Annotated in this window: 17 protein-coding genes and 1 tRNA gene; 9 read left to right on the top strand and 9 right to left on the bottom strand. The window is 62.7% G+C overall.

Annotated elements, in window-relative coordinates; translation table 11 throughout:
* Positions 1 to 180 precede the first annotated feature (180 nt).
* The 5 genes from HMPREF3145_RS01320 to HMPREF3145_RS01300 all read left to right on the top strand — a co-directional run bounded on the left by HMPREF3145_RS01320 (position 181) and on the right by HMPREF3145_RS01300 (position 5006).
* On the top strand, positions 181 to 1476 hold the full coding sequence (locus tag HMPREF3145_RS01320) for a citrate synthase (protein WP_083279316.1): 1296 nt from the start codon (positions 181 to 183) through the stop codon (positions 1474 to 1476).
* Between the two features lie 110 nt (positions 1477 to 1586).
* Positions 1587 to 1946: an FKBP-type peptidyl-prolyl cis-trans isomerase gene (locus tag HMPREF3145_RS01315; protein WP_070421489.1), complete on the top strand. Its 360-nt coding sequence runs from the start codon at positions 1587 to 1589 to the stop codon at positions 1944 to 1946.
* A 10-nt stretch (positions 1947 to 1956) separates the two neighbouring features.
* Positions 1957 to 2784 carry an aldo/keto reductase gene (locus tag HMPREF3145_RS01310; RefSeq protein ID WP_070421458.1) on the top strand — a complete coding sequence of 276 codons (828 nt, stop codon included), beginning with the start codon at positions 1957 to 1959 and terminating at the stop codon, positions 2782 to 2784.
* A 227-nt stretch (positions 2785 to 3011) separates the two neighbouring features.
* Positions 3012 to 3350, top strand: a complete 339-nt coding sequence (locus HMPREF3145_RS01305) for a DUF485 domain-containing protein (protein ID WP_070421457.1) — start codon at positions 3012 to 3014, stop codon at positions 3348 to 3350.
* Between the two features lie 3 nt (positions 3351 to 3353).
* Positions 3354 to 5006: a solute symporter family protein gene (locus tag HMPREF3145_RS01300; RefSeq protein WP_070421456.1), complete on the top strand. Its 1653-nt coding sequence runs from the start codon at positions 3354 to 3356 to the stop codon at positions 5004 to 5006.
* A 126-nt stretch (positions 5007 to 5132) separates the two neighbouring features.
* Here the strand turns inward: HMPREF3145_RS01300 and HMPREF3145_RS01295 are convergent, their stop codons facing one another.
* Both HMPREF3145_RS01295 and HMPREF3145_RS01290 read right to left on the bottom strand, forming a co-directional pair.
* On the bottom strand, positions 5133 to 8855 hold the full coding sequence (locus tag HMPREF3145_RS01295) for a DUF4062 domain-containing protein (protein WP_070421455.1): 3723 nt from the start codon (positions 8853 to 8855) through the stop codon (positions 5133 to 5135).
* Positions 8856 to 9199: 344 nt separating this feature from the next.
* Complete coding sequence (locus HMPREF3145_RS01290; RefSeq protein WP_141740774.1) at positions 9200 to 10414, bottom strand: hypothetical protein; 1215 nt, start codon at positions 10412 to 10414, stop codon at positions 9200 to 9202.
* A 73-nt stretch (positions 10415 to 10487) separates the two neighbouring features.
* On the opposite strand from HMPREF3145_RS01290, the gene HMPREF3145_RS12085 reads away from it, so the two are divergent.
* The gene (locus HMPREF3145_RS12085) at positions 10488 to 10610 is read left to right on the top strand and encodes a hypothetical protein (protein ID WP_256365569.1); all 123 of its coding nucleotides are present in this window, start codon (positions 10488 to 10490) and stop codon (positions 10608 to 10610) included.
* 174 nt (positions 10611 to 10784) lie between these two features.
* Here HMPREF3145_RS12085 and HMPREF3145_RS01285 read toward each other — a convergent pair whose 3' ends face one another.
* Both HMPREF3145_RS01285 and HMPREF3145_RS01280 read right to left on the bottom strand, forming a co-directional pair.
* Complete coding sequence (locus HMPREF3145_RS01285) at positions 10785 to 11585, bottom strand: DUF1906 domain-containing protein (protein ID WP_070421453.1); 801 nt, start codon at positions 11583 to 11585, stop codon at positions 10785 to 10787.
* 37 nt (positions 11586 to 11622) lie between these two features.
* On the bottom strand, positions 11623 to 12324 hold the full coding sequence (locus HMPREF3145_RS01280; protein WP_070421452.1) for a PAQR family membrane homeostasis protein TrhA: 702 nt from the start codon (positions 12322 to 12324) through the stop codon (positions 11623 to 11625).
* A gap of 114 nt (positions 12325 to 12438) precedes the next feature.
* On the opposite strand from HMPREF3145_RS01280, the gene HMPREF3145_RS01275 reads away from it, so the two are divergent.
* Both HMPREF3145_RS01275 and HMPREF3145_RS01270 read left to right on the top strand, forming a co-directional pair.
* Positions 12439 to 12511 (top strand) — tRNA-Arg (locus HMPREF3145_RS01275).
* A gap of 48 nt (positions 12512 to 12559) precedes the next feature.
* Positions 12560 to 13036: a GNAT family N-acetyltransferase gene (locus HMPREF3145_RS01270; RefSeq protein WP_070421451.1), complete on the top strand. Its 477-nt coding sequence runs from the start codon at positions 12560 to 12562 to the stop codon at positions 13034 to 13036.
* Between the two features lie 25 nt (positions 13037 to 13061).
* Here HMPREF3145_RS01270 and HMPREF3145_RS01265 read toward each other — a convergent pair whose 3' ends face one another.
* Genes HMPREF3145_RS01265 through HMPREF3145_RS01250 form a run of 4 tightly spaced genes read right to left on the bottom strand, consistent with a single transcriptional unit; the run spans position 13062 to position 15410 of the window.
* Positions 13062 to 13346 (bottom strand): mycoredoxin, encoded by a 285-nt coding sequence (locus HMPREF3145_RS01265; RefSeq protein ID WP_070421450.1) that lies wholly within the window; start codon positions 13344 to 13346, stop codon positions 13062 to 13064.
* A 1-nt stretch (position 13347) separates the two neighbouring features.
* Positions 13348 to 13824: a dihydrofolate reductase gene (locus HMPREF3145_RS01260; protein WP_070421488.1), complete on the bottom strand. Its 477-nt coding sequence runs from the start codon at positions 13822 to 13824 to the stop codon at positions 13348 to 13350.
* Between the two features lie 11 nt (positions 13825 to 13835).
* Positions 13836 to 14633: a thymidylate synthase gene (locus HMPREF3145_RS01255; protein WP_070421449.1), complete on the bottom strand. Its 798-nt coding sequence runs from the start codon at positions 14631 to 14633 to the stop codon at positions 13836 to 13838.
* A 3-nt stretch (positions 14634 to 14636) separates the two neighbouring features.
* Complete coding sequence (locus HMPREF3145_RS01250) at positions 14637 to 15410, bottom strand: 3'(2'),5'-bisphosphate nucleotidase CysQ (RefSeq protein WP_070421448.1); 774 nt, start codon at positions 15408 to 15410, stop codon at positions 14637 to 14639.
* A gap of 30 nt (positions 15411 to 15440) precedes the next feature.
* On the opposite strand from HMPREF3145_RS01250, the gene HMPREF3145_RS01245 reads away from it, so the two are divergent.
* Positions 15441 to 20105: an ATP-dependent helicase gene (locus tag HMPREF3145_RS01245; protein WP_083279315.1), complete on the top strand. Its 4665-nt coding sequence runs from the start codon at positions 15441 to 15443 to the stop codon at positions 20103 to 20105.
* A gap of 15 nt (positions 20106 to 20120) precedes the next feature.
* Here HMPREF3145_RS01245 and HMPREF3145_RS01240 read toward each other — a convergent pair whose 3' ends face one another.
* Positions 20121 to 21635, bottom strand: coding sequence for an HNH endonuclease signature motif containing protein (locus HMPREF3145_RS01240; protein WP_070421447.1), 1515 nt, complete (start codon positions 21633 to 21635; stop codon positions 20121 to 20123).
* Positions 21636 to 21669 lie beyond the last annotated feature (34 nt).

Below are 21669 nucleotides of genomic sequence, written 5' to 3'. Positions count from 1 at the left end.
AAGACACCCGACGGCGCAAAGCGATACCATCCCAATACGACCAATGACGCCATAAAAATATGTGGTACATCCAGGACAATCGCAGCATTGTCGGACGCATCACAATATTTGCTAGAGTGCGTTACGTAAAAAGGTTGCCCGAAAAACGAGAGCAACACCCAACGTAGGAAAGGGAAACCAGTGGCTACTGAGAACAAGGACAAGGCCGTACTCCACTACCCGGGCGGCGAGTATGAAATGGACATCATGCGCGCCACCGAAGGCAATGACGGTGTCGTGCTGGGGAACCTCCTCGGTGAAACTGGCCTGGTCACCTTCGACCCGGGCTACGTCTCCACCGGCTCCACCGAGTCCAAGATCACCTACATCGACGGTGCAGAGGGCATCCTGCGCTACCGCGGCTACGACATCGCAGACCTGGCAGAAAACGCCACCTTCAACGAGGTGTCCTACCTGCTGATCAACGGCGAGCTGCCGACCACCGACGAGCTGGACAACTTCAACTCCGACCTGCGCCACCACACGCTGCTCGACGAGGACTTCAAGGCCGCGTTCAACATCTTCCCGCGCAACGCGCACCCGATGGCCGTCCTTGCCTCCTCGGTCAACATTCTCTCCGCCTACTACCAGGACCAGCTCAACCCGCTCGACGAAGAGCAGCTGGACAAGGCAACCGTGCGCCTCATGGCCAAGGTGCCGATGCTGGCTGCATACGCCTACCGCGCATCCCGCGGTAAGCCGTACATGTACCCGGACAACTCCCTCAACCCGCGCGAGAACTTCATGCGCATGATGTTCGGCTACCCGACCGAGGACTACCACGTCGATCCGGTCCTGACGAAGGCCCTGGACAAGCTCCTCATCCTGCACGCCGACCACGAGCAGAACTGCTCCACCTCCACGGTGCGCATGATCGCCTCGGCACAGGCGAACATGTTCGTCTCCATCGCAGGCGGCATCAACGCCCTGGCCGGCCCGCTGCACGGCGGCGCAAACCAGGCCGTGCTCGAGATGCTCGAGGACATCAAGAACAACCACGGTGGCGACGCAACCGACTTCATGAACCGCGTGAAGAACAAGGAAAAGGGCGTCCGCCTCATGGGCTTCGGCCACCGCGTGTACAAGAACTACGACCCGCGCGCGGCCATCGTCAAGGACACCGCACACGAGGTGCTCGAGCACCTGGGTGGCGACGAACTGCTCGACCTGGCGATGAAGCTCGAGGAGATCGCGCTGAACGACGAGTACTTCATCCAGCGCAAGCTCTACCCGAACGTCGACTTCTACACCGGCCTGATCTACCGCGCCATGGGCTTCCCGACGGACTTCTTCACCGTCCTGTTCGCCATCGGCCGCCTGCCGGGCTGGATCGCACAGTACCGCGAGCAGCTTGAAATGAACACCAAGATCAACCGCCCGCGTCAGATCTACACCGGTTACCAGAAGCGCGACTTCGTCCCGCGCGACCAGCGCTAACCAAACGTTTCAACCGCCGAGGAACACGTCCCCTATAATTCGCGGGGGAAGTTCCCGGCGGTTTTTTAATGCCGACCGCACAAACCTCAAGGAGATTCTCACTCATGGAAATGGAAAAGCCATTCATTGAAGCCCCCGAGGGGCCGGCACCAGCTGATCTGGTTATCCAGGACATCACCGTCGGCGAGGGCGAAGAAGCGGTGGCTGGCGGCTTCGTCAAAGTCCACTACTTGGGTGTCGATTACGAAACCGGCGAAGAGTTCGACTCTTCCTGGGACCGCGGAGAAGCGGCCGAGTTCCCGCTCACGGGCCTCATCGCAGGCTGGCAGGAAGGCATCCCGGGCATGAAGGTTGGCGGCCGCCGTCAGCTCACCATCCCGCCGGAGAAGGCATACGGCCCGGCAGGTGGCGGCCATCCGCTGTCTGGCCGCACCCTGATCTTCATTATCGACCTGCTCGACGCCCGTTAGGGGAAAGCGCATGCGAATCCCGGTAACTACGCTCAACGACGGCTACGATCTCCCGCTGCTTGGCCTGGGCACCTACAAGCTCCAGGGCGAGGACGTGGAGCGGACCGTGCGCACCGCTATCGAATTGGGCTACCGCCACCTCGACACCGCGTCGCTCTACGGCAACGAGGTGGAGGTAGGTAAGGCCGTCAACGATGCGATCAAGGCGGGGGATGTCACGCGCGAGGAACTGTTCATCACCACCAAGCTGTGGAACGACGACCAGGAGCGCGCCCTTGAGGCGTACAACGAGTCTCTCGAGCGCCTCGGCCTGGAGTTCATCGACCTCTACCTCGTGCACTGGCCCTGGCCGCAGAACGGCACGTATGTGAAGGCCTTCGAGCAGCTCGCCGAACTGCAGGGCATGGGTCGGCTCCAGTCGGTTGGTGTCGCCAACTTCTACCCGGAGGTTCTCGACGACATCATTAACGCCACCGGTATCACGCCCGTGCTCAACCAGGTGGAGTTGCACGCCGGCTTCACGCAGCCAGAGCTGCGTGCCTACCACGAGGAGCACAACATTCTCACCGAGGCGTGGGCGCCGATTGCTCGCGGCTCCAACTTCGACGACCCCGCGATCCAGGCGGTCGCGCAGGCCCACGAGGCGACGCCCGCACAGGTATGCCTGGCGTATCTGATGAAGCTTGGTTGCTCCGTGGTGCCGAAGACGAAGAACCCGCAGCGCCTTGTCGAAAATCTTGGCGCGGTAAATGTGAAGCTCACCGACGAAGACGTTGCCACCCTCGATGCGGTGCAAGGGGAGCGTATGTCAGGGGATCCCCTGACGTTCCCGGGATAAAGGTTTTCCTGGGAGTGGATTTGAGCCCGTTCGGCCGTGGAAGCGGCCGGGCGGGCTTTTCTCGTCGCAACGAAAAGTGTGACTTTTCGGGGGTAGGGGTAGGGGTGAGAGGATTTAAACAACTCTCCGTGAGTGTGTGATACGTTACACTCCACATTGTTGAGTCGAGAATCGCGAATTGTCGGCAAGGCAAGACCCAATCCCGTGAACAAGAAAGGATCGAGGCAATGACAGGTTCCCCCGCTGTCCCGCAGCGCCGCGAGCCCACGCCAGACGAGTTTGTGGCAATGCAACAGAGCCCCGAATTCCAAGATCTGCGTGGAACATTCCGTGGCTTCACCTTCCCGGTGATGATTGCGGCGTTCCTCTGGTACGTCTTCTATGTCGTCTTTGCTACCTTCGCGCCCGATGTCATGGCGCGGCCCTTCCTAGGCCTCAACCTTGGACTGTGGCTCGGACTTGCACAGTTCTTGACCACATTCCTGATCACCTGGGTCTACGTGAAGTGGGCAAACAAGAACATCGAACCCCGTGCAGCGCACATTCGCCAGGAAATGGAGGGCTAAGCCATGCAGACGTACATCAACGCCACAGCGGCTGAAAGCACCGCCACCGGCAACCCTCTGCTGAACATCGCCATCTTCGGCGCGTTCATCGTGGTCACCCTCTTCATTGTGACCCGCGCTGGCAAAACCACCAGCGAATCCGCCGACTTCTACACCGGCGGCGCATCCTTCAGCGGCACCCAGAACGGCCTCGCCATCGCCGGCGACTACCTGTCCGCCGCGTCCTTCCTGGGCATCGTCGGCTCCATCGCGCTGAGCGGTTACGACGGCTTCCTTTACTCCATCGGCTTCTTCGTCGCATGGCTGGTCGCCCTGCTGCTGGTCGCCGAGCCGCTGCGAAACGTCGGCCGCTTCACCATGGCGGACGTGCTGTCGTTCCGCCTCCGCCAGAAGCCGGTGCGTGTGGCCGCCGCTTTCGGTACCCTGTTCGTGTCGCTGTTCTACCTCATCGCACAGATGGCCGGCGCCGGCTCGCTGGTGTCCGTGCTGCTGGACCTGCACTCCTTCGCCGCACAGGCAATCTGTGTTGCCATCGTCGGCGTGATCATGATCGCCTACGTCCTTATCGGCGGCATGAAGGGCACCACCTACGTGCAGATGATCAAGGCCGTGCTGCTCATCGCCGGCGTGCTGATCATGTCGATCCTCGCCTTCATCATGGCCAAGGGTGGCATGAATGCGGTGCTCAACCAGGCGATCGACACCCACGCCGCGTCCCAGTACATCGCGGAGAAGGGCTACCAGGCCGAGGATCTCCTCAAGCCGGGCCTGAAGTACGGTGCGACCACCACCTCGAAGCTCGACTTCCTGTCGCTGGGTCTTTCCCTGGTGCTTGGTACCGCGGGTCTGCCGCACGTGCTCATGCGCTTCTACACGGTGCCGACGGCCAAGGAAGCCCGCAAGTCCGTGACCTGGGCAATCGTTCTCATCGGTTCGTTCTACCTGCTGACCCTGGTGCTCGGCTACGCTGCTGCAGCATTCGTCGGCCCGGACCGCATCCTTGCCGCACCTGGTGGCGCGAACGCCGCGGCACCGCTGCTCGCATTCGAGCTCGGTGGCTCCATCTTCATGGCGCTGATCTCCGCGGTTGCCTTCGCAACGGTGCTTGCCGTGGTGGCAGGCCTGGCGATTACCGCCTCCGCATCTATCGCACACGACGTGTACAACGCAGTGCTTCGCGACGGCCAGGCCACCGAGGATGAGCAGGTCCGCGTCTCCCGCATCACCGTGGTGGTGCTTGGCATCGTCTCCATCGTGCTGGGCATCCTGGCGATGCAGCAGAACGTGGCCTTCCTGGTGTCCCTCGCGTTCGCGATCGCGGCATCCGCAAACCTGCCGACCATCCTGTACTCCCTGTACTGGAAGCGCTTCAACACCACCGGTGCGGTTGCGTCGATCTACACCGGCCTGATCTCCGCGCTGGTGCTGATCGCCCTGTCGCCGGCGGTCTCTGGCAGCCCGACCGCGATGTTCCCGGACGCCGACTGGTCCATCTTCCCGCTGACCAGCCCGGGCCTCGTGTCCATCCCGCTCGGCTTCCTGGGTGGCCTTATCGGCACCTTCCTGGGCAAGCCGGACAACTTCGACGAACTTCAGGCCGAAATGGAGGTTCGTTCCCTCACCGGTGTTGGTGTGGAGGCTCCGGTCGACCACTAATCCTGGCTGAATAACAAGAAACGGGCTCAGTGTGATGCTGAGCCCGTTTTTGCGTTTGCTTTGTTTTAGCCAGCCGCGCAACTCAAGCTTGCGCGCACTGAGGAACGCCGGGAAGTACCGCGATGACTACATCTGCTCTGCGATTTCCTTCATCGCTTCCCACATGCTGCGCTGCTCGGGTGTACCGCTGTCAGTTTGCAGCAGGGTGACACAAGAATCGTGCACGGCGGAAGCAAACTCCTGGCGGAGAGAATCAGGAACCCCACGAAGGATCAGTGGTGCTGCAAGCACAACCGTATGGGCAAAGCGCGGTACCGTCGCATCGGGACTGTCATACTCTGACACGAGCGCGGTGCAGTACTGGGTCAACACCTGCGACGTTTGAGAAAGCGCCTGCCCATCCTCCGGAAGCTCGGCCAAACCTATGTCCCGTTTGCGCACGGTATCAAGGGTTGCCCTGGCTTTTTCACGACGGCCAACACGTGCGTAGTGCTCGTAGAGCTTCCTCAACGAGTAGCTGTAGTTGAGCTGGCATTGAGCGTCGGGGTGTGTTTGTGCGATCCACTTTGCAATATCGGTAAGTGCCTCCATGAAGCGGAGCCTTGCTTCTAGGTTTTCGGCTTGGGAGAGACCGATCAGCAGTGCGTGATGCGCAGCATTTGCAATGGCGAACGCCTCAGGCAGGTTAACGCTTGATGCTTCCGCAAGCACTCGAGGGGTATGGACGCGAACAAACCTTGCTGCCCCGACGCGAACCTCCCTTGACTGGGCGCTTTCACAGAGCTCAAGAAGAAGAGCAAATACCTTAGCCAACTCGTTCCAGCCGGCCGGCGGGGCGGAGTTGAGGAAGGGGACAAGCGCCACCACCGAAGCGCGAAGCCGTAGGAAAGCGTCCATTTCTTTCTGCATCTCGATGTAAATATTCGCTAGTTCGATGCTGGTCCGAAGTATGTCGGTTGAGTATTTGCCGCCGAAGGGAACCTTCTGCGTTGCGACGACGAATTGGTTGACAGCATCCTCGAGCAGCTCCACCGGCGGGGCCATATTCGGAAAAAGCTTCCGGACAAACTGTGCTCTTATCGCCGTGGCTTCCGCTGCCAATGCGAAGGAAACAGCTGGCCCGTCGCCGCCGTCAACCAGGATGGCAGCGATCTCCATGGCTTCATCCAAGGTGGGGATCACAAGCCCATTGTTTGTAGATCCATGGATATCTGCGATCTGAAGGAGCACGCGTATCGCTTCTTCGATGGCTCTAGGATCCCTGGCTTGGAGCGCAGGAACAAGCATGTCTTGGCAGCTAAATAGCAGCTCGAGGGCTGATTTTGTGTCTCCTGCATTTGCATCCAGAAGTGCCATCTCACGTTGGGCTCGAGAATAGAAGACAGCAGGTAAAACACGATTTGGCTCGGCGTCGTACAGGGGGTCGATATTCTTAAACGCCAGGTACAGCAGTAGGCGAGCTTCCTCCACATCTTCGGTGTGTGAAGCAGCAATCGTGAGAGCTTGGCAGCGCAATAAAACCGTTTTCGCCGTGACAGGGAAGTCGTTCAATACCTCAAAACAAATTGAGGCCACACTTGTTTGTACTTGTGGGTCAGGGGAAAGATCAGCAGCCGCTAAGAGCGTTCGCAGCGCTTCGAATGATGCACCGGCCGTACGCAGATGCTGAAGGTGTTCGATTGCATAGGGCAAGTGAAGCAAGTTGGTCACAATTGCTGCGTCGTACACTGTGGTTTGCGGAAGGCAGTCGAGCGCCAACGGAATGCTCTCTAGATTTTGAGGACCCTTGGGAGCAGACGATGAAAAGAGGTGGAACAGGAACGCCTCCGCGAGTTTGCGCTGGTTCTTCCACTGATGCTCAATGTCGTAATAATTCTCGCTTTCGAGCGCCGCATACTTTGGGGTGGTCTCGACACTGTTGCGCAGATCGGTTTCGTAAATGCGCATGAGTAGGGAATGCGTGAGCGGTGAACCAAAACTCTCCGCGGCCTCGCTAAACACTCGATGCGTAAAACGCATCCGTTTCTCCGGCCCATTTGGAGTTAGTTGATTCGCCAAAGAACGGAAGAGCCGGGCAACCGAGATCTCAGTATTTGTTGTGAAGCCAGCGTCGCGCAGCGCGTTGACGGTTTGTTCTTGCGAAAGCCCGATCCTAGAAGCACCCAAGAGACCTACTGCAGCGCGGGCGAGGGCACGATCGGTAGATGCGATGGAGGTTTCCAAAAAGTGGTGGGCAGCGCTTGACAGGTCATCGGGGATGAGCCACGCGCGGTCTGCAAGCATGTTTTGGATTGCGCTGGCTTGATCAGGTTCATCCTCGATGGACTTGAAATCATCACCATCGATATCGAGAAGTAGATCCAGCGCAAGCTCTATCCAAAGAGGTAAGCGTTGTTTGGACGCGATGATCTGGCGAGCGCCGCCTCCGATCTCGCGCCTAATTCTGCGCTCCCAGTCCTCTACGAATTCTCGCGCAATGTTGGCTGGCACTGGCCCAACCAAGACTTCTTTGAAATCGGAGTTCTTCAACAGAGTGACGTCCGAGCGCGAGGAAGAAGATACAGCCAACGCGGTGCGAGACGAGAGCCATTCCACTGGCCAGAATCCGCCGGCTCCATCCACAAGCTGCTCTAAACCGTCGACGATGAAAAGCAGATCAGGATACTCAGCTACAACCTTTTCCATTTCTTGCCTCCAGCGCGGGCGCCAAGTTTCGGGAGAGCCCCGCCAATCGTCGAAAAGCGACAGGCCCAAGGTTGCGTTTATGCATCGCGTAATCTCGAATGCGAGCTCGTCCCCCGTCCAAATGCGGTCGTCCAGCCCCATAATGACGGTGATGGGCAACTTGCCGGATATAGATTCTCCGGAGGCCGCCAAATACTTCTCGAGTGCCAACAGAAGTGAGGACTTACCCGCGCCGGACTCGCCATAAACCACGACAGGCGAATCGATGCGGAGGAAAAAATCGATCGATTTGAGCAGTTCCTCTGACCCAAAATTACGAGTGCGGGAACCTCGAAACAGGACCTCCTCCGCGGTACCGTCGCGCGGGATGCTGCGGGCTCGCTCCAGAAGCTGCGGTTCAAGCAGACTGACCGCAAGATCCTCGAAGTGCTGCATTGAAGCAGTGGGCCACTGACCATTCTGGTCGAAGGCAACGGAGTAGCGTTTCACCGTCTCCGCATTGCCCCATCGTTGAGATACCTCGTCTTTGAAGTCAGAAATTCGGGTTGGGTCTGAGTCGGCCCAGCCGTGCGGTGGGGGGCCTTCGACCTGCCGGAAAAGGATGAACGGTGTGGTTGTATCATCTGCGTCCCAAAGACCAGCTTTGGCGAATTCCAACTCGGTGATAGAACACTCGCGAGACCTCTCGGGGTCGAGTCCAACGCGCTGTGCCGTCCATTCGAGGAGAGACTTGTCGTCTGAAATCCAACCGTAGCGGTCTCCGATGAGCCCGAGGAAGAGCGGGGCCGCGCGATCGACTTCGTCAAGGCATACGTCTAATACCTTGCGCCCAGCCGCCTCTTCATCCATGTCGTTGGTGTCGACTCCCCAGCGCAGGTCAATAAAGTGCATCTTTGCGCCGAATCGGCGCAAAGATTCGTTGAGCCGGTCACTTACGGGACCATTGAGAATGTCACGTTCCGTATGGAAATCGCGAAAGGTCGATGACACAAAAACAGGAATGTTGAGCATGAGGCCCCTTAGCGCAGTCAGTGTTTGAACACTCATTATGCGCCAACCGGAGCATATTAGGAGGCCGACGACCGCTTGGTTTTCGCTCAACCCGCTAATATCGCCTGCATGAAAAAATGGTCCCAAGAGCGCCTTGACCAGCATCTCGCGCATGCTGCATGGTATAAACCGATCCGCAAGGTTAGGGCCCGACGCTTGGACAAAGACGCGCAGTGGCGGACTTCCACTGGCAGCGTCCTTCACGCAAAGGCGGGGGACTGGGAAGTCACTGACGGGACACGAACATGGACAGTTGCGTCTGGGGTTTTCGACAGGTCATACAGTCAGGTCGCGCCGGGGGAGTACAAGAAAACGGGGAGAGTCCAAGCCCGCCGACTCAGCGAGGACGCTACGATCCCAACGCTGGAGGGAGAGGCTCACGCACACGCAGGTGATTGGGTGGTCCGTGGCGTAACAGGAGAGTGTTGGCCAGTGCCAGATGCGGAGTTTTCCGACGCCTACGAGATCCTAGAAATGCCGTAACCGAACATCCCCGCCAAGGCGGGGTACACAACTTTCACGATCTTGTGGTTGTAATCCTGGGTGTGCGAGTCGAGCTCTGCAAACGGTTTGTATGAGGGTTTCCGAGCAGGAGGTTCCTTGCTGTAGTCATAGGATGCGCGACGCTCGGTTCCGTTGCTATCAATCCATGTGCGCTTGAGCATCCAATCATCGTGCTCGGCTTCCGCCATCGAGGTGATCTCCTGTTCCGAGGGATGCTCTTCCCACCCGTAGCCGTCCTTCACAAGCTGAAAACCGTGTAGACGTAGGTTTTCAACCATGGCCCGAGCGGCTGCTTCAGAAGTTTGTCGTGCCTTCAGGATGTCGTCGTGAGAAAGCTTCTGCGATGGGGATGGCGGGCCATAAAGCGACGTGTAGGCGATGTCGAATGCCCAGCCCCAGACGGAGAAGGCGGAATCGCGGATGGCGTCGATGCTCAACCCAACCTTTTGTGGGTCAATAACTTCCAGAACTGTTCCGGCTTCGGCATCGTTCCAGACAAGACCCTGCAGTATGTGGTCAGTCACCGCAATAATCGCTCGACGTTTCCTGAGGGAGGGGATCTGAGCAGCGACGTGGACTGGATCGCCGACGAGGACAACCATATCTGCCAGGCCCTCTACCTGAGGGCTCACAATCTGTTGAACTTCCAGCTCTTTAGCGAACCGGTTGTAATTGTGAATCCACGCGTCCAACTCACGCTTTTCATCTCCCGGGCCGCATTGCTTGACCTCAACAGTATGAGCATCGAGTGTGGTCAGCAGGTGGAGTATTTTGTCTGTGATTGCGCGAACTGTGAGGTCGGCTGGATGAAATGCTTCAACGGGTCGTCGCTGAGCGATGTGGGTAAAGCGTGCTGAGGTTGCTAACTCGGGGGACCGAAGAAGCTGGAATATTGATACCGCCTCACCGCATTGTGCGTGACGGAGGTCCTGCGCCTCAGAACTCAGGCGAGCTGTTTCGATGTCATTTTCGGCAGCGATGATCACGTGGGAAGCATGTTTGACAGTTTGAGCAACGAGCCGATCATCGCTCAGATGCTGTTTGTACCCTAAGCCAAGCGTGCCTTTGGCTGTTGGGTTTCCCTTCTCCAAGATATGAACGGGGAGCTCCCTTTCTTGGTCAAGGACTGAGCGGACGATGCTGTTCGCTTCCTCGGAGGAGCCGATCACCACTGGACCTCCTCGGCGGCGCTTGCTCGTTGCTCTCGCCCACCCGATACGCGATATTCCTAGTAGGGCAGAAATGACTGCTCCGAAGGTGACGAGGAGTGAGAGGATTAAACCTATCGTCATCCAGGTCGTTGGTGATGCCGGCTGGCCAGGCGCTGGCGCATACGAGGCGGCAAAAGGCGCGATGCTCGCGTAGATGAGCGAGACGACGGACGCGTTATGAGACTCCGAAAGCGTGACGCCGCAGTTGTAGAGGCCAATCGCAGTGGCAGACAATGCGATGACCAGACGATTTGAATCGAGCCGCATAGTGTCAGGATAAAAGTTTCGCTTCCGGAAGAAGCATTGAGCCTAATTGCTTATCGACGACCTACCGGCCCAACAGCCCATTCGACGACAACAGGCTGCTCATCTGGAACAGGGAATCGCTCTGGCCGGGGCTCCACTGGCCCCAATCGGCGGTGTAGACGTCGTTGATGTCCACCTGGATGCCCTGGATGTATGTCTGGCGTCCGGCGACTTGGTGGATGTTGGCGCGCGGGTGGATGTTGCCGCGCGAGCCCCAGTCGTGCTGCCAGAAGTAGCTACCGATGCCGTCCTCCAGGCACCAGGCGATGGTGTAGTAGTTGCCGTACACGCCCAACTGGTAGCCGGCGGCGCTGAGTGCAGCGCCCATAGCGGAAAGATAGGGGTTGATGAATTTGTTGAACTGGGCGAGCGTCGGGTTGTCGTCGATAGCCACATAGATCGGGCGCCCGGTCGGGCCGCCTGCGGCGCGGTGCAGGGCGATGGCCTGGGGTGCGTGCTTGGCAGCGCCGAGCGGACCCTGGAGCCAGTCGGCGGTGTCGGCGCGGCCGAACTGGTAGACCGACGCCACCGACAGGCCGTTGGCCTTGTAGTCCTGGGTTTCGTCGAGGGTGACCGGCTTGCCGCGCATCCAGAGTGCGTCGGGGCGGGGCTGGGATACGTAGCGCACGGCGCCGATGTGGCCGGCGGCCTTCACAGCGCGGGCGGATGGGACGGCGGCGGAGTAGTCGATCACGGTGCCGAGCACGCGGCGCTGCTGAGCCTGTGCGGCGGGGGAGAGGGCGGTGGCTGCGGCGCCGGCGGCGGTGGTTGCCGCGAGTGCGCCCGCAGACTTCAGGAACGAGCGGCGATCAAAAGTAGTCACTTGCGTAACATTAGTCTCGTTTTACCTCTTGTGCACCTTAGTTTGCCTGCGTGACCACGATCCAGATCGCAACGAGGTGGCACACCGCCGCCACGATTGTCGCGGTGTGGAAGTGCTCGTGGTAGCCGTAGTAGCGCGCCTCGCGCCCCGGCCAGCGGGCCCCGTACACGATGGCGCCGACCGTGTAGAGCACGCCTCCCGCGAATAGGAGCCACACCACCGCTGGCCCTGCGCTGGCCCACAGGGTGGGGATCAGCGGCACGATCACCCAGCCGAGCCCCACGTACACCACAACGTCCAGCCATCGCGGGTGATTGATCCACACCAGATTGAGTGCGGCGCCGCCCAGCCCGCCGATCCAGGACACGACGAGGATGGTCGCGGCGGTGCGCGGCTCGAACGCGATCAGGCACAGCGGGGTGTAGGTCGCGGCGATGAAGATGGAGATGGTCGCGTGGTCGGCGCGGCGCCACCACTGCACCGTGGACGGGGAGCGCCACGGGTAGAGGTGGTACATCGCGGAGACCCCAAACAGCAGTACGACCCCGACGCCGTAGACGGTAACCCCGGCGGCGTGGAGCGCCGGCAGGGTCATCCACCCGTAGGTGATCAGCACGGTGGAGGCCAGCGCAAAGGCTGCGGCCGCCACAAAGTGGGCCCAGCCGCGGATCAGGGGGCGCGGGCCGCGGTCCGCCATGATGTAGGAGCGCTGGACCTGGCCTTCTTGAAGGATCGTCATAGTGACCTCACTGGGGGTGGAGGAACAGTGACGCTATGTTACTACTTGGTAACTTATGTGGGTAGCCCAGCCGATTCCGCGAACGAAAACCGCTGCGGTAACCTAAGCCCCATTGCCCTAGTAGCTCAGTGGATAGAGCACGGCTCTCCTAAAGCCGGTGTCGGAGGTTCGATTCCTCTCTGGGGCGCAAATAGGGGTTTGGTGTGGCGTCGAGGTCAGATGGCGGGTGGTGAAGATGACTATCGAATTACGGCCACTTCGCGTCGAGGACGCTACCGAGATGGCTGATGTGCTTTCGGATCGAACCCTTTACACATTCACAGGCGGTGGGCCGCCCTCTGAGGATGAGCTTGCGCGGCGGTACGCGATCCAGACTCGAGGCGAATCCAGCGATGGTGCCGAGGAGTGGATCAATTTCGTCGTCACGCTCGGTGCGTGCAAGCAGCCGATCGGATACGTCCAAGCGACCGTGCCCCGCAACGGCGGTGCGACGGAGATCGCGTGGGTGATCGGGACGCAGTGGCAGGGGCACGGCTACGCCAAAGAAGCCGTGAAACTGCTTTCCACCTATCTTGCGGAGCGAGGCATTACGCACCTCATCGCTCATATCCACCCCGACCACATCGCCTCGCAGCGAGTCGCCGCCACCGTAGGGTTGGTCCCCACGGGGCAGGTCGTCGACGGCGAAGTCCGCTGGGACCGGAGAGAGTAGAAGGGCCCCGAAGGATTCTCCGGGCCTACTCCTCGCCGGTGAGTTCGCGCAGCTTGGCGCGCACTGCCGAGGCCTCCGGGTTGGTGGCGTGGGTGCCGTCGGAGAAGAGCACGGTGGGCACGATGCGGTTGCCGTCGTTGACGGACTTGATCCACTCGTTAACCTCGTCCATGCCGTCGGCCTCGACGTCGACGATGTCGTAGGGGGTTTCGGTGCGGTCGAGGCGCTGGCGCAGCTTCTGGCAGAACGGGCACCAGTCGGCGGCGAAGATGGTCACGTGGGCGTTGGTTTCGGGTGCGGTGACGGTCATGTTAGATCCTTTCGAAGCGTTGGAATTTGTAGCGCAAGCCTGTCGACGAGGTGAGCCACTCCGTTTCGGAAACGAGGGCAAAGGTGTCGTCGATACGCGGGGCGTAGACGGCTTTGGCATCGGGGACGTCGGGGTGGACGTCGATAAGCGTGCGTTCGATGACGTCGACCTCGTCGAGGGTGGCGGCGTAGATTTGGGCGCCGCCGATGATCCAGGCATCGCCCTCGAGGTCCGGGATGTCGGCGACGACCGACGCCCCGCGGGACCAGGCGCCCGCCTCGCGCGAGGACAACACGATGTTCTTGCGGTTCGGCAGCGGCTTGAACGGCAGCGACTCCCAGGTGCGCCGCCCCATGATGATCGGGTGCCCGCTGGTGGTGTCCTTGAAATGCTTGAGGTCTTCGGGCAGGTGCCAGGGCATGTCCTCGCCGTCGCCGATGATGCCGTCGACGCTTTGCGCCCAGATCGCACCCAACATCGCGCCCTGCATTAGACCGACACCTCCGCCTTGATGGTGGGGTGCGGGTCGTAGCCGACGACCTCGATGTCGTCGAAGTCGTAGTCGAACAAGGACTTTGCCTTGCGCAGTTTGAGCTGCGGATACTCGCGGGCCTCGCGGGAGAGCTGCTCGCGCACCTGCTCGATGTGGTTGTTGTAGATGTGGCAGTCGCCGCCGGTCCAGATCAGCTCGCCGACCTCAAGGCCCGCCTGCTGCGCGAACATGTGGGTAAGCAGCGCGTAGGAGGCGATGTTGAACGGCACGCCCAGGAACATGTCGGCGGAGCGCTGGTAGACCTGCATGCTCAACTTGCCGTCGGCGACGTAGAGCTGGAACATCAGGTGGCACGGCATGAGGGCCATCTTGTCCAGTTCGGACACGTTCCAGGCGGACACCAGGTTGCGGCGCGAATCCGGGTTCTGCTTCAGCGTTGCCAGGGCCTCGGCGATCTGGTCGACGTGGCCACCGTCCGGGGTTGGCCAGGAGCGCCACTGCACGCCATAGACCGGACCCAACTCACCGTCGGCGTCGGCCCACTCGTTCCAGATGCGGATGCCATTGTCCTGCAGCCAGCGCACGTTGGAATCGCCGCGCAAAAACCACAGCAGTTCGCCGACGACACCCTTGAAGAAGACCTTCTTGGTGGTCAGCAGCGGGAACGACTCGGAGAGGTCGTAGCGGATCTGGCGGCCAAACACGCTGCGGGTGCCGGTGCCGGTGCGGTCACCTTTCTCGGTGCCGTTTTCCAGCACGTCGCGCAGCAGGTCCTCGTATGGGGTCTTGACCATTGGTTACTTCAGTACTCCTTCGAACGAGCCGTGTTCGTCGTGGTAGCGGGCGGCGGCTTCCAAAATGTCGTCGGCAATCTCCGGGCGACAAATAAGCATGTCTGGAATATAGGTGTCTTCGTTGTTATAGCGAAGCGGGGAGCCGTCGAGTCGCGATGCGTGCAGGCCCGCCGCAAGCGAGACCCCTACGGGTGCGGCCTGGTCCCATTCGTATTGGCCACCGGCGTGGATGTAGGCGTCGTAGTCGCCGAGCAGCACGTGCATGGCTTTGGCGCCGGCGGAGCCGATCTGTTCTGTTTCGAAGCCGATCGCGTCCGCGGCGTAGCGGGCGACGGCGGGCGGGCGGTTGCGCGACATGGCCACCTTGCCGGCGAACGGCCCTGAGACGTGGCGCACGTCGGAGGACTTAAACACCACGCCAAGGTCCGGCAGCCCGACGGCGGCGTGGGTGGGCACGCCATTTTCGACGAGCGCCACATGCACCGCCCAGTCCTGCCGGCCGGTCGCGAACTCCTTGGTGCCGTCGAGCGGGTCGACGATCCACACCCGGTCCTTGCTCAGGCGCGCCGGGTTGTCGGACGCTTCCTCGGAGAGGAACCCGTCGTTGGGGCGGTGCTGGCTTAAGACTCGCTCGATCCAGGCCTGGGCGAGATCGTCGCCAGTCTCGCCGAGTTCGCGGCCACGCAGCAGGCCCACCCCACGGATGCCTTTGAGGATTTCACCCGTGCCTTCCGCAATCAGGTTGGTCAGCCGGGAGTCGGAGTACTCAGCAGTCATGTGCCCGACTCTACCGCTAAGGTTGGCGAAATGACTGGCTCGATCTTGGACCGCTTTCACCCGCAGGTGGCGGGGTGGTTCCAGGATGTCTTCGCAGCGCCCACGGCGGTGCAGGAGCAGGCGTGGCGCGCGATTTCTGACGACGAAAACGCCCTCGTCGTCGCACCCACCGGCTCCGGCAAGACGCTGGCGGCGTTCTTGTGGGCGCTGAACTCCCTGGTGGAGCGGGCCGGCCAGCAGGCGCTGCCCATCGATGGGGCGAACACCTCCACCCACGGCGGCGTGCGCGTCCTTTATATTTCGCCGCTGAAGGCCCTCGGCGTGGATGTGGAGAACAACCTCCGCGCACCCCTGGCTGGCATTGCGCGGGTGGCGCAGCGTTTGGGCCGCGACATGCCGGACATTTCGGTGGGGGTGCGCTCGGGCGATACTCCGCAGGCGGAGCGCAACCGGCAGGTGCGAAAGCCGCCGGACATTTTGATCACCACGCCGGAGTCGCTGTATCTCATGCTCACGTCCAAGGCGGCGGGCATTCTGAAAACGGTGGACACGGTCATTGTCGACGAAATCCACGCCCTCGCCGGCACCAAACGCGGCGTGCACCTCGCGCTCTCGCTGGAGCGCCTGCGCCGCCTCGCCGGGGACTTCCAGCGCATTGGGCTCTCGGCCACGGTGCGCCCGATCGAGGCGGTGGCCAACTTTTTGGGCCCCAAGACGACGATCATCAACCCGCCGGGGGAGAAGCGCTGGCAGTTAGATGTGCGCGTGCCCGTCGACGACATGAGCGACCTGCCCGTTCCCGAGGACGCCTCCACCATCGGCGATGCTGTTTTCGACGACGCCGTGGACGACGCCCTGGACGCCCCGCCGCCCGGTGCTACCAACTCCATCTGGCCCCACATCGAGCGCGCGATTTACGACGAAGTCATGGCGCATCGGTCCACCATCGTTTTCGTCAACTCCCGCCGCACCGCGGAGCGCCTGACCAGCCAGTTAAACGAACTCTGGGCGAAGGAGCACGACCCGGAGGCGCTCTCCCCGCAGACCCGCCGCCCGCCGGCGCAGCTGATGAAGTCGGTGGATACTGCCGGCCACGCCGCGACCGTGATCGCGCGCGCCCACCACGGCAGCGTGTCCAAGGACGAGCGCGCCCAGACCGAAACCATGCTGAAAGAGGGCACCCTGCGCGCGGTGGTGTCCACCTCCTCGCTGGAGCTGGGCATCGACATGGGTGCGGTGGACCTGGTCATCCAGGTGGAATCCCCGCCGTCGGTGGCCTCCGGACTGCAGCGCGTGGGCCGCGCCGGGCACACCGTGGGGGCGGTCTCCGAGGGCACGTTCTACCCGAAGCACCGCTCCGACCTGGTGCAAACTGCGGTGACGGTGCCCCGGATGCGCCAAGGCCTCATCGAGGAGCTGCACACCCCGCGAAGCCCGCTGGACGTGCTTGCCCAGCAGACCGTGGCTGCGGTTGCGGTGGAGGACCTGGATGTGGACGAGTGGTACGACACCGTGCGCCGCGCCTGGCCGTACCGTGACCTTGCCCGCGAGGTGTTCGACTCGGTGATCGACCTGGTCATCGGCGTCTATCCGTCCACCGACTTCGCCGAGCTGCGGCCCCGCGCAATCCTCGAAGGCAATGTCTTGAAGGCGCGCCCCGGCGCCCAGCGGGTCGCGGTGACCAACGCCGGCACCATCCCGGATCGCGGCATGTTCGGCGTCTTCCTGCTCGCGGGCGCCGAGGACAAAGCACCCCGCCGCGTCGGCGAGCTCGACGAGGAGATGGTCTACGAGTCCCGCGTCGGCGACGTGTTCACCCTCGGCGCCTCCTCGTGGCGCATCGAAAACATCACCCGCGACCAGGTGCAGGTCAGCCCGGCGCCCGGCCACACCGGGCGCCTGCCGTTCTGGACAGGCGACGGGCTGGGTCGGCCGTATGAGTTGGGTAAGGCGGTGGGGGCGTTTCGTCGAGAAGCAAGAAATGCTTTGGACGAAAGCTTGGACGAGCGCGCCCGGGCCAACCTGCTGCAATACCTTGACGAGCAGGAGGAGGCCACCGGGATCCTGCCCGACGAGAAAACCCTTGTGCTGGAGCGGTTCACCGACGAGCTGGGGGACTGGCGTGTGGTGCTGCACACCCCGTTTGGCAAGGGGGTCAACGCGGCGTGGGCGCTGGCCACCGGCTGGCGGGTCGCCCAGGAGACCGGGATGGACGCCCAGGCGGTCGCCGGCGACGACGGCATCGTGCTGCGCCTGCCGCAAGGGGAGGGGGAGCCCGACGGGGCGATCTTCCAATTCGACGCCGACGAGATCGCGGACATCGTTACCGAGCAGGTGGGCAACTCCGCCCTGTTCGCCTCCCGGTTCCGCGAGTGCGCCGCCCGCGCCCTGCTGCTGCCGCGCCGCAACCCCGGCAAGCGCGCACCGTTGTGGCAGCAGCGCCAGCGCGCCGAGCAGTTATTGGATGTGGCCCGGAATTACCCGTCGTTTCCAATCATCCTGGAAACCGTGCGTGAGTGCTTCCAGGACGTCTACGACCTGCCGGCGCTGCAGGAGGTGATGCGCGACATCAATACGCGCCGGGTGCGCATCGCCGAGGTGACCACCGACCAGCCGAGCCCGTTCGCTTCCTCGCTGCTGTTCAACTACACCGGCGCGTTCATGTACGAGGGCGACACCCCGCTGGCGGAGAAGCGGGCCGCGGCGCTGTCGCTCGACCCGTCGCTGCTGGCCAAGCTGCTGGGCACCGTCGAGCTGCGCGAGCTGCTCGACGCGGACATCATCGCAGAGGTCGACGCCTCGCTGCGCCGGGTGGGCCGCGCGGAGACGTCCGAGCAGTTCGCCGACACCCTGCGCATCGTGGGGCCCGTGCCTATCGACGACCTGCCCACCTACACCACAGTCCCCCTGGCCTCCCTGGAGCAGTCCCTGGGGGCACGCATGATGCGGGTGCGCATCGGCGGGCGCGAACACGTGGCCCAAGTCCTGGATGCGCCCTTGCTTCGCGACGGCCTCGGCGTGCCCGTCCCGCCCGGCGTCCCCGCCCAGGTGCAAACCATCCCTGACGCTCTGGCGCAACTGGTGGGGCGTTGGGTGCGCACCCGCGGGCCCTTTGTGTTGCGCGACCTTGCGGACGCGTTCGGGCTGGCCGTCGGTGCGGCGCATGCAGCGCTGATGCCGCTGGTGGACAAGGACAAGGTCATCGAGGGCCGCTACCGGCAGGGCGTCGAGGAGCAGGAGTACGTCGCCGCCGAGGTGCTGCGCATCATCCGGTCGCGCTCGCTGGCGGCGGCGCGCGCCCAGACCCGGCCCGTGTCGCAGTCGGCCTATGGGCGTTTTCTGCCTTCGTGGTCAAACGTGGCCCCGGTGGGGGTCACGCCCGCGCTGCGGGGCGCCGACGGGGTCTACTCGGTGATCGAGCAGCTCGCCGGGGTGCGGCTGCCCGCAAGTGCTTGGGAGTCCCACATCTTCCCGTCCCGCGTTGGCGACTACTCGCCGGTGATGCTTGACGAGCTCACCGCCAACGGCGAGGTCGCCATCGTCGGCGCCGGCAAGGCAGGGGCGCGTGACCCGTGGATCATGCTGCTGCCCACCGACTACGCGGCCCAACTCATGCCGCAGGTCGAGGAACCCCTGCTGTCGCTGACCCAAACCCAGGTGATGGAGAAGGTGCGCCGCGGCGGCGGGTTCCTGTTCGGCGATCTGCTTGAACCCTCGACCACCACCGAGGAGCTGCGCGAAGCCATGTGGGACCTGGTGGAGGCCGGCTTCCTCGCGCCGGATTCGTTTGCTCCGATCCGGGCCCGGTTGGCGGGCGGGAGGACGGCGCACCGGGCGCGTCGCAGGCCGCAGCGAAGCAGGGTGCGCTCGGGGCGGACCTCGTTCGCGTCGACGGTCCCGCCCGACATGGTGGGCCGTTGGTCGCTCACGCCCACGCCTGATAGCGACCCCACGCGTCGCTCGGTGGCTTTAGGGGAGTCGCTGCTGGACCGCTACGGGGTGGTCACCCGCGGTTCGGTGGTAGCCGAGGACATCCTGGGCGGGTTCGCGCTGGCCTACAAAACCTTGTCTGGTTTTGAGGAATCAGGCAAGGCGATGCGCGGCTACCTCGTGGAGGGGCTTGGGGCCTCGCAGTTTTCCACCCCGGCCACCATCGATCGGCTGCGCGGGCACCAGGACACCGACGACGTGGTGGGCTGGCCCTCCGGTGCGCGCGATCCGCAGGTGCACGTGCTGGCCGCCACCGACCCGTCGAACCCCTACGGGGCGGCGCTGCCGTGGCCGGCGCAGGGGCCGACCCGCTCGGCCGGTGCCATGGTGGTGCTTGTCGACGGCCTCTTAGCCGCCCACATCACCCGCGGCGGGAGAACCATGACCACCTTCTTCGATTTCTTCCCCGACGGGGTAGGGGACCCGATGCCGTTGGTCGTCGATGCCCTGACTCAAGCGGTCCGGGCCGGCCGCATGCAGCCGTTGAGCGTGGAAAAGCTTAACGGCGGTCCTGCCTTTTCTCTGAAAGACTTCGGGGCGACGGTGACCCACAAGGGGGCGAAGATCGGAGGGCGTGCCTCGGCACCCCCGAAGCGGCGCGGGCGCAGCATAACGGAGGCGCTGGGAGAGCTAGACGGTGCAGAGGAGGCCGACGGCAGGCCTGATTTGGGTGGCCCAGCGGATGGGCTCAACTTTGATGATTAAGTGCGCAGTCACGCTTTAGGGCCGTAGCGGCACGCGCGGTACCGGCCGGTGGGTGGTCCCCGGCGGTTGCCCCGCCGCCCCGGTCCGTTTCGCCCGGATTCGGTTGACCGCCGAGTGCATGGCGGGGTCTGTGGTGTTTACGTGACGGGTGCCGTCGGCCTTGACCAGCACGGCGGTGCCGGTTGTGGGGTCGTAATCCATGTAGCCCTTGTTAAAGGAGCCGTCCCGGTGGTCATTGTTGCACCGGTGATGGGTGGGGCACAGGCCGGTGAGGTTGGTGATGTCGGTGCCGCCGTACCGCAGCCAGGAGATGATGTGGTGGGCTTCGCACTCGCTCATGGCGGTGGTGCAGCCGGCCCATGAGCACACGCCTTGGATGGCGAACATGGCGATGCGTTGCGCAACAGACGCGAGCCGTTTCGACCTGCCCAGGTGCAGCGGCACTCCGGTGAGGCCGTCGACGGTGAGTAAGAAGTCGGAGGTGCCGTCCATGCCGAGGCGCACGAGGTTGAAGGCGTTGAGCTCCACGCCGACGTTGGTTTGGAACAGGGTGGTGGCGTCGGCGTCGGCAAGATCGTCCAGCGTCACCGAGACCACCACGGAGGCGGCGCCGCCGTTGGCGGCCTGCTCGCCGTGTTCGTATTGGCGCATGATGTCCATGAACTGGTCGTAGCGGCGCTGGCCTCGGGTGCGGGGGTCGCGGTCCTGCTGGTGTTCAGCCGGGATGTTGGAGTTTGGTGCGAGCCCCTTGTCGGTGAGTGCTTTGTAGAGGGCGTAGTCGCCTGCGGTCATGTGAAGGCGCACGTCGTAGGTGCCGTCGGAGTTTTCCTTGCCCAGGGTGGCCTCGCGCTTTTCAAAGCCAGCGTTGGGGTTCTTCTTTGCGTGTGGCTTGTTCGCCTTGTCCACGAGGCGCTTCACAAACAGCCGCAGGTCCTTTTCGCTGCGTGTCTTCGCTTCCTCCATGGCGCGGGCGTAGATGCTCATGCGTTCGCCCTCGGCGGCCTTGAGCAGTTTGTCGAGTTCTCGCCGGATGATGTCCTGCTTGGCGGCGGGGACCTCGCCGGCGCGACGGCGGGCGTCCTCCTGGTCTTTGCGGCGACGCTCGGCTTCCTCGTCGGCGGCCTTGCGGGCGGCTTCTTCGGCGGCGGCGCGCTCCTCGTCGGTCGGTTCATCGCCAGCGCCAAACAAGTCCCCAAGAAAGTCGTCAAGGTCGGGCTCAGGTGGCGGGGGCGGGGCGAACATGGCTTTGGCGCGGGCGAGCCGGTTGTAGGCCTCGCCCTTGGAGATGCCCAACATCTCCATGAGGTAGGCGTCCGGGTAGTTCGCCCCGACGAGTTTGCCGGCGTCGGCGAGCACGCAGGCGTGGGCGAAGGAGGCGTCGACGTAGGCCTTCTTATCCATAGCTTGTTCGAGGCGTGCGATGTCGCGGGCGATGGTAGTGAAGGGGAGGGACGTGGGGTCGTCGAAAAGCAGGCGCAATTGCGTCAGGCTGTCTACGACCTGGTCAACGAGCCGAGACACGTTGTTCATGTTCCCTCCTTCAAGTAGTTGAGGGTCAATCTAT

The organism is Corynebacterium sp. HMSC05C01 (assembly GCF_001807155.1).
In the GTDB taxonomy this organism is placed as follows: Bacteria; Actinomycetota; Actinomycetes; order Mycobacteriales; family Mycobacteriaceae; genus Corynebacterium; species Corynebacterium coyleae.
This window is presented reverse-complemented; position numbering and strand designations above follow the sequence as displayed.

Coding starts and splice junctions, on each gene's coding strand:
- HMPREF3145_RS01265 (WP_070421450.1), bottom strand. CDS start 13,346: ATGACCGTCACCGCACCCGAAACCAACGCCCACGTGACCATCTTCGCC.
- HMPREF3145_RS01240 (WP_070421447.1), bottom strand. CDS start 21,635: ATGAACAACGTGTCTCGGCTCGTTGACCAGGTCGTAGACAGCCTGACG.
- HMPREF3145_RS01295 (WP_070421455.1), bottom strand. CDS start 8,855: ATGCGCGAGATGCTGGTCAAGGCGCTCTTGGGACCATTTTTTCATGCA.
- HMPREF3145_RS01315 (WP_070421489.1), top strand. CDS start 1,587: ATGGAAAAGCCATTCATTGAAGCCCCCGAGGGGCCGGCACCAGCTGAT.
- HMPREF3145_RS01260 (WP_070421488.1), bottom strand. CDS start 13,824: ATGTTGGGTGCGATCTGGGCGCAAAGCGTCGACGGCATCATCGGCGAC.
- HMPREF3145_RS01270 (WP_070421451.1), top strand. CDS start 12,560: ATGACTATCGAATTACGGCCACTTCGCGTCGAGGACGCTACCGAGATG.
- HMPREF3145_RS01310 (WP_070421458.1), top strand. CDS start 1,957: ATGCGAATCCCGGTAACTACGCTCAACGACGGCTACGATCTCCCGCTG.
- HMPREF3145_RS01280 (WP_070421452.1), bottom strand. CDS start 12,324: ATGACGATCCTTCAAGAAGGCCAGGTCCAGCGCTCCTACATCATGGCG.
- HMPREF3145_RS01250 (WP_070421448.1), bottom strand. CDS start 15,410: ATGACTGCTGAGTACTCCGACTCCCGGCTGACCAACCTGATTGCGGAA.
- HMPREF3145_RS12085 (WP_256365569.1), top strand. CDS start 10,488: ATGACTGCTCCGAAGGTGACGAGGAGTGAGAGGATTAAACCTATCGTC.
- HMPREF3145_RS01300 (WP_070421456.1), top strand. CDS start 3,354: ATGCAGACGTACATCAACGCCACAGCGGCTGAAAGCACCGCCACCGGC.
- HMPREF3145_RS01245 (WP_083279315.1), top strand. CDS start 15,441: ATGACTGGCTCGATCTTGGACCGCTTTCACCCGCAGGTGGCGGGGTGG.
- HMPREF3145_RS01255 (WP_070421449.1), bottom strand. CDS start 14,633: ATGGTCAAGACCCCATACGAGGACCTGCTGCGCGACGTGCTGGAAAAC.
- HMPREF3145_RS01305 (WP_070421457.1), top strand. CDS start 3,012: ATGACAGGTTCCCCCGCTGTCCCGCAGCGCCGCGAGCCCACGCCAGAC.